The organism is Kitasatospora sp. NPDC034035 (assembly GCF_055575755.1).
The window spans coordinates 51,483-58,505 of the sequence record NZ_JBVISA010000043.1 but is presented as its reverse complement, the minus strand read 5'-3'; the positions used below and the strand labels follow the sequence as shown (position 1 = coordinate 58,505).

Annotated in this window: 6 protein-coding genes; 4 read left to right on the top strand and 2 right to left on the bottom strand. The window is 73.2% G+C overall.

Going from position 1 to position 7,023, the window contains the following annotated elements; all coding sequences use genetic code 11:
• Positions 1-320 precede the first annotated feature (320 nt).
• From ACZ52J_RS38005 to ACZ52J_RS37995, 3 genes are all read left to right on the top strand, one after another.
• The gene (locus ACZ52J_RS38005) at positions 321-1,484 is read left to right on the top strand and encodes a glycosyltransferase (protein ID WP_465625471.1); all 1,164 of its coding nucleotides are present in this window, start codon (positions 321-323) and stop codon (positions 1,482-1,484) included.
• Between the two features lie 136 nt (positions 1,485-1,620).
• A complete protein-coding gene (locus ACZ52J_RS38000; RefSeq protein WP_465625469.1) occupies positions 1,621-2,295 on the top strand; it encodes a thiol:disulfide interchange protein DsbA/DsbL in 675 nt (224 codons plus the stop codon).
• Between the two features lie 92 nt (positions 2,296-2,387).
• On the top strand, positions 2,388-3,263 hold the full coding sequence (locus ACZ52J_RS37995; RefSeq protein WP_465625467.1) for an alpha/beta fold hydrolase: 876 nt from the start codon (positions 2,388-2,390) through the stop codon (positions 3,261-3,263).
• Positions 3,264-3,297: 34 nt separating this feature from the next.
• Here the strand turns inward: ACZ52J_RS37995 and ACZ52J_RS37990 are convergent, their stop codons facing one another.
• Positions 3,298-4,044 (bottom strand): SAM-dependent methyltransferase, encoded by a 747-nt coding sequence (locus ACZ52J_RS37990; RefSeq protein ID WP_465625465.1) that lies wholly within the window; start codon positions 4,042-4,044, stop codon positions 3,298-3,300.
• Between the two features lie 88 nt (positions 4,045-4,132).
• Entirely contained in the window at positions 4,133-5,281 is a 1,149-nt protein-coding gene (locus ACZ52J_RS37985) for a glycosyltransferase (protein ID WP_360504954.1), read from the bottom strand.
• 57 nt (positions 5,282-5,338) lie between these two features.
• Between ACZ52J_RS37985 and ACZ52J_RS37980 the strand changes: the two genes are divergently transcribed.
• Positions 5,339-6,109, top strand: coding sequence for a glutamate racemase (locus ACZ52J_RS37980; protein ID WP_465625463.1), 771 nt, complete (start codon positions 5,339-5,341; stop codon positions 6,107-6,109).
• Positions 6,110-7,023: the final 914 nt, after the last annotated feature.

The window sequence follows — 7,023 nt, the reverse complement described above, 5'->3', positions numbered from 1 at the left end:
TCCAGGACGCCAGGACGCCAGGACGCCAGGACGCCAGGACGCCAGGACGCCAGGACGCCAGGACGCCAGGACGCCAGGACGCCAGGACGCCAGGACGCCAGGACGAGGGGGCGGAGTCGGTGAGGCGCGACGGAGGCGGTACGGCGCGACGGAGGCGAACCGGAGCGCGGCAGGGGGTGAGACGGGGCGCGTGGTGGTCGTAACCGGCGCACGACGGCGGCTCTCTGGCGCACATCGGGTGTACAAGCGCGGGCGGATGGGCCACCATCAGGTTGCGCGAAGGGGCTGTCCCGGGCGGAGCACTGTGCCAAGGTCGGTCCATGCCCGACCATATGTCGGCCGATCCGGCCGGAACCCGTCCGCGTGTCCTGCATCTGATCAGTGATACACGCCGCGGGGGTGCCCAGAACTTCGCCCGTGACCTCCACCGGGAACTGGGCCGCCGGGGCCAGTCCTCCGCGCTGTGCGCCCTCGCCCCGCACCCGGCCGTCCGCCGCGGCGCCGCGGAGGCCGATCCAGGGGACTGCCCCGATGCCTCCGGCCTGCGCAGCGCCGCCGTCCTGGGCCCCGGCCGACTTCGCCCGACCACCCTGCGAGCCCTGCGTTCCGCCGCGTGCGCCGCCGACGTCGTGCTCGCCCACGGCTCCGACACCCTGGCCGCCTGCGCCCTCGCCATGGCCGGGACCCGGACCCCGTTCGTCTACGTCTCCGTCGGCCACCCCCGCTACTGGACCGCCACCCGGTTGCGCCGGGTGCGCGGCGGCGCGCTGATGCACCGCGCCGCCGCCGTCACCACGCTCACCGACGAGGCGCGTGCCGTCCTCGAGGAGCAGTTCGCACTGCCCGACGGCAAGGTGCACGTGATCCCCAACTCCCGTGCCGCCGAGAGCTATCCGCCCGCCGACGGCCGGGACGACCGGCGCGCCGCCCGGCACGCGCTGGGCCTGCCGGCGGACGTCCTGCTGGTCGCCTGGATCGGCGCGATAGCGCCCGAGAAGCGGCTCGACCTCGCCCTCGACGTGCTCGACCGCCTGCCCGACGTCCGGCTCGCCGTCGCCGGGGACGGCCCGCTGCGCGAGACACTGGCCCGCCACCCGGCCGCCGCCCGCGCCCACTTCCTCGGCCCGTTGCCCGACCCGGCCCCGCTGTACCGCGCTGCCGACGCACTGCTGCTCACCAGCGACAGCGAGGGCGTTCCCGGCGCGCTGATCGAGGCGGCACTGGCCGGAGTGCCCGCCGTCGCCACCGATGTCGGCTGGGTCCGCGAGGTCGTCCGGGACGGCGCCACCGGCGCGCTCGTCGCCCCCGGCGACCCGCTCGCCCTCGCCGAGGCGCTGGGCAAGGTGTTGGCGGTCAACCGCGCGGGCCTCGGCGCGGCGGCCCGGGCGCACGCGCTGGAGCACTTCGAGCTGGGCGCGGTGGTGGACGCCTGGCAACGGCTGGTCGCCGAGGTGTGGACCGCGGGTACGGAGCCGACCGACTGACGCGGGACGGGCCGGCCGTCTGACGCGGGACGGGCCGGCCGACGCGTCGGCCCCGGGTACGCCGTTCGGGCGAATCCCGGCCTGCCGCCGCGCACCGACTCGCCGGTAGCGAACCGTCACCAGCACACTGCCCGGTGTGAACTCGAAGTCGCTGCTGCGGTCCACCGTCCTGCTCGCCGTTGCTGCCGGGATCGCCGCGTCCCCGGTCCAGGTCGGCGCGGCGATCCACCAACTCCCTTCCGAGGGTGCCAAGTTCGTCAGGCTCGACCACCCGCAACCGGTGCGCGAGAGCGCCCGGACCGAGGCGGTGGAGTTCTTCTGGTACGACTGCGACCACTCGCAGGCGCTCGAACAGCCCCTGCAGGCCTGGGCCGAGAAGCACCGCGACGACGTCTCGCTGCGCCGCGTCCCGGCGATCTGGCCGGGCAGCCCGGACGAGGGTGTGCAGCGCGGCCATGCGCGGATGTACTACACGCTGGAGCGCCTCGGCATGGTCGAGCGTCTGCAGACCAGCGTTTTCCGTGCCGTCCACGACGAGGGCGCCGACCTCACCACCGAGGCCGCCGCCACCGACTGGGCCGTCCGCCACGGCATCGACGCCCAGCTCTTCGGCCAGGCCTACCGGTCCGCCGAGGTGCGCCAGTCGGTCGACGACGCCGCTGCCGCGTTCACCAGCTACGGCATCAACGAGCTGCCGACGGTCATCGTCCAGGGCGAGTACCGGACTTCGCCGACGAAGGCCGGCGGCGTCGAGGCGATGCCCGAGGTGCTGGACTACCTGGTGCAGCAGGAGCAGCTGAAGAAGGACTGAGCGCCACGGTGTCCGTGGCGATGGGTCAGCTCGCTCATGTGCTCTCACTCGCAGGCCTTGCCTAACCATTAAAATGCTGTTTAATGGTTAGCATGAGCGAGCTGACGATCCCACACATCCACCACCGCCACGTCGACGTCGACGGGCTGCGCATCTTCTACCGCGAAACCGGCCCGGCCGACGCCCCCGTCCTCCTGCTGCTGCACGGTTTCCCGTCCGCCTCTCACCAGTACGCCCGGCTGCTCGACGCGCTCGGTACCCGCTACCGCCTGATAGCCCCCGACTACCCGGGCTTCGGCCACAGCGACAGCCCCGCACCCGACACCTTCACGTACCGCTTCGACACCCTGGCCGACGTGATCGAGGGCTTCTGCCTCGCCCTCGGCCTGGACCGCTTCGCGCTGTACGTATTCGACTTCGGCGCCCCCGTCGGCCTGCGCCTGGCCACCCGCCACCCGGAGTGGGTTACCGGTCTGGTGGTCCAGAACGGCAACGCCTACGAGGAGGGACTCTCCGACCAGGCGCGGGAGTTCATCGCCAACCGGCGAGGCGTCCCGGGCGCCGGGGAGGCCGCCCGCTCGATCCTCACCCTGGAGGTCACCCGCAGCCAGTACGAGGGCGGTACCGGCGACCCGAGCCTGGTCGCCCCCGACGGCTGGACCCTCGACCAGCACTTCCTCGACCTGCCCGGCCGCAAGGACATCCAGGTCGAGCTGGCCCTCGACTACTTCTCCAACGTCGAACTCTACCCCGCCTGGCAGGCCTGGCTGCGGGCCAACCAGCCGCCCACGCTGATCCTTTGGGGACGCAACGACCCCTTCTTCACCGAGCCCGGCGCCCGCGCCTACCTGCGCGACCTGCCCGCGGCCGAGCTGCACGTGTTCGACACCGGGCACTTCGCACTGGAGGAGAAGCTTCCCGAAATCGCCCCGCTGATCGACGACTTCCTCGCGCGCACACAGAAGTAGCCGACGGTCCAGGGTCGTTCAGCCGTGGCAGTGTTCAGTCGCGGCGCAGCAGGTACGTGACGAAGCCGAGCGTCCCCCGGTAGCCGTGCAGCCACTCCGCCCGGTGTCGGTCGGCGGCTTCCCGGGCGGCCGCCGCGTCCGGATGGTCCGGGTGGTCCAGCGCCCACTCGGCCAGCGAGCCCGTCCAGGCGAACTCGTAGTCGTCCCACTCCCGCTCCGTACTGACGTACCCGGACACCGGCGTCCAGCCGTCCGTGAGGACCCGGTCGGTGGTCGTCGCCAGATCCGCGAACTCGTCCCGGGTCGCACCCAGCCCGTCCAGGGCGGCCCGGGACGGATCGCGCTGCCAGAATCCCTCGCCGACCAGCAACCGGCCACCCGGGGCCAGGAGTTCGCGGGCCGCCGCGAGCGTCGGAAGCAGTCCGCCGAAGGCGTGCGTGGAACCGACGCACAGCACCAGGTCGAAGGGCTCCTTCGAGGTGAACTCCCGTGCGTCCAGGTGGTGCAGGCCGATCCGGCGCACGACGCCGAGAGCGGTCGCGGTCTCCCGTGCGCGGGTCAGGGCCCGGGCGTCCAGGTCCACCCCCACGGCCTGCCAGCCCGGGCGCGCGGCCAGCGCCCGGACCAGCCAGGCGCCCTCGCCACAACCGAGGTCCAGCGCCCGGCCGTCCTCCTTCCCGGCCGTCGCGCGGTCCAGCAGACGGGCCACCGACTCGTCCGCCAGCGGGGCAGCGATCGGGTGGTGGGCATGGGCGAGGCGGGAGATCTGCTGACGGTCCATCCGAGCAGTATGGAGCCGATCGGCACACGACGCCGGGGATTCCCCCGGTCCGCGGGGGAGGACGCCTGCTCGCGGGCGTGTACAGGGGTCACGCCCGCGAGTAGGTCCGGCCCTTCCACGCCGCGCCCCGGCCGCGCCAGTGCTGCACCGCCGAGTCGACCGTCATCAGCAGGTACAGCCCCGCCGTGAACGGCAGCAGCACCACGGCCGGGGCCGGCTGCCCGTAGTACCGGACCATCGGCAGGTACGTCCCCGCCATCAGCGCCCACGCCGCCCCACCCGCCACCGCCACCACCGGCGCCCCGGCCACCAGCCCGGCCACCGTCGCCACCGGCGGCACCAGGTACACCAGCGCCAGCCCCAGCACCGTCCCGAGCAGCAGCAGCGGCGAGTGCCTCAGCTGGGCGTACGCGCTGCGCGACACCATCCGCCACAGCTGTTCCAGCCGCGGGTACGGGCGGACGCTGTCCACCTCCCCGGCGAGACCCAGCCAGGTCCGGCCGCCGGTGGACTTCACCGCCCGGGCCAGCGACACGTCGTCGATCACCGCGCCCCGGATCGCCGCCACCCCGCCGGCCCGCTCCAGCGCCTCGCGCCGCACCAGCGAGCAGCCGCCCGCCGCGGCCGCCGTCCGGGCACCCGGACGGTTGCTCCGGCGGAACGGGTACAGCTGGGCGAAGAAGTACACGAAGGCCGGCACGATCAGGCGCTCCCAGCCGGTCTCCACCCGCAGCCGGGCCATCTGCGACACCAGGTCCAGGCCATTGCTCTCGGCCGCCGCCACCAGCTCGGCGAGCGAGTCCGGGCCGTGTGCGATGTCCGCGTCCGTCAGCAGCAGGTACTCCACGTCCGGACCGGCCAGCTCCACCCCGTGCCGCAGCGCCCACAGCTTGCCCGTCCAGCCGGGCGGCAACGGGGGAGGCGTGGTGACGGTCAGCTCCAGCCCGTCGATCGTCCGCAGCTCCGCCGCCAGCGGGCCCGTGCCGTCCGAGCTGTGGTCGTCCACCAGGATCACCCGCGCCCGCCCCGGGTACTTCTGCGCCAACAGCGTCGGCAGACTCACCGGCAGTACCGCCGCCTCGTCCCGGGCCGGCACCACGATCGCCGCCTGCGGCCAGCGGACCGGCGGGCGACGCGGCGGCAGCCGCACGTCGGTGCGCCAGAACAAGCCGTGGCAGCACGCCAGCCAGAGCCAGACCAGCAGGGAGAACGCGGCGATCCACAGCAGGACGGTCACCCCGGCAGTCTGCCGCAGAACAGGGCCGAGCGGGCGGATCGACTAAAGTCTTGACCCGTGAAGATCGCACTGATGGACTCCGGAATCGGCCTGCTGGCCGCCGCCGCCACCCTCCGGAAGCTGCGCCCGGACGCGGACCTGGTGTTGTCCTCCAACCCGGCCTCGATGCCCTGGGGGCCGCGTACGCCCGAAGAGGTCACCGAACTGGCCCTCGGCTGCTGCCGGGCCGCCGCCGCGCTCGAACCCGACGCGCTGGTGATCGCCTGCAACACGGCCTCCGTCCACGCGCTCGCCACCCTGCGCGCCGAACTGGAGCCCGGACTGCCGGTGATCGGCACCGTCCCGGCCATCAAGCCCGCTGCCGCACTGGGCGGCCGGGTCGCCATCTGGGCCACCCCGGCCACCACCGGGAGCGCCTACCAGCGCGGACTGATCCGCGACTTCGGCGGGACGGCGGACGTCACGGAGGTCGCCTGCCCGGGCCTCGCGGACGCCGTCGAGCACGGCGACGACGACGCCATCACGGCCGCCATCGCCGACGCCGCCGCCCGCACGCCGGTCGGCACCGACGTCCTCGTGCTCGGCTGCACCCACTACGAACTCGTCGACGACCGCATCCGCGCCGCCGTCGCCCCGACCGCGTCCCCGGCGCTCACCTTGCTCGGCTCCGCCGACGCCGTCGCCGCCCAGGCCCTCCGCCGCGTCAGCGACCCCACCCGCACGGGGACGGGCACCCTCACCGTGCTTCACGCCGGCCTCCCCGCCGTACTCCCGCCGGCCGCCGCCCTCTACCCGCAGGGCAACACGCTGGCCACCCTCATCGGCTGATCCATCCCGGCAACGGCGGCCACACATCAGTCCCACGTGGCGGCGATTTCGGGACCCAACAGCCGGATTCACACACAAAGCGCCAGACACGGCGCGGCGCCCTGAATACCCGCAAATGGGCTTCGCTGCCGATTTCCGTTGCGCGATGAAGAAAATCCGGGCCGCCCCATTTCCCGCAGGAAATGCCGACAGATCCGCTGCCCGGCACTTCTATCCGCGTAGATGTGCCGCCCCCACCGCCCGACCCGGCAGCCACAGGTAGTCGGCCCGGCCGACTTCTGGTGGGAGCTGCCTGCTGGTGGCCGGTCCGGCAGGCCGGGCCGCAGTGCGCTGCGCAGGACGTCGGCCGATCCGAACTCCTGTGTCCGGCGACGTCGCCCAGACTGGATCTACTCGCGTAGAAGGCTGGGCCCTGCCTGCCTGCCTGCCTGCCTGCCTGCCTGTCTGTCTGCCTGTCGCGCGCGGGAAGTCGATCAGGCCGACGCCCTGTGCAGGCCGGCGCCCGCGGCCAGCCCGGCGGGTGACCTGCGATGCGCCGCATGGAAGGCGGCCCAGTCGACCCCTCGCGCGAGCTGCCTGCTGGTGGCCGGTCCGGCGGGCCAGGCCACAGTGCGTTGCGCAGGAAGTCGGCCGATCCGACTTCTCGCGCGACGGCCATCCGGTACTCGCCTGAGCCCGTGGCCGTGGGCGCGTTCGATGGGCGGGGTGGGGGTGTGCATTGCACTGGGAGTCGACCAGGCCGACTTCTGGTGCGAGCTGCCTGCTGGTGGGCACTCTTGCAGGCCGGGTTGCGGTGCGCCGTACAGGAAGTCGGCCCATCCGACGTCCTGTGCTTGGCGGTGCCGGCCTGTCTGCAGCGGCGCTGTATCTACTCGCGTAGACAGCCTGCTTGTGGTGCGTGAGAAGTCGACTGG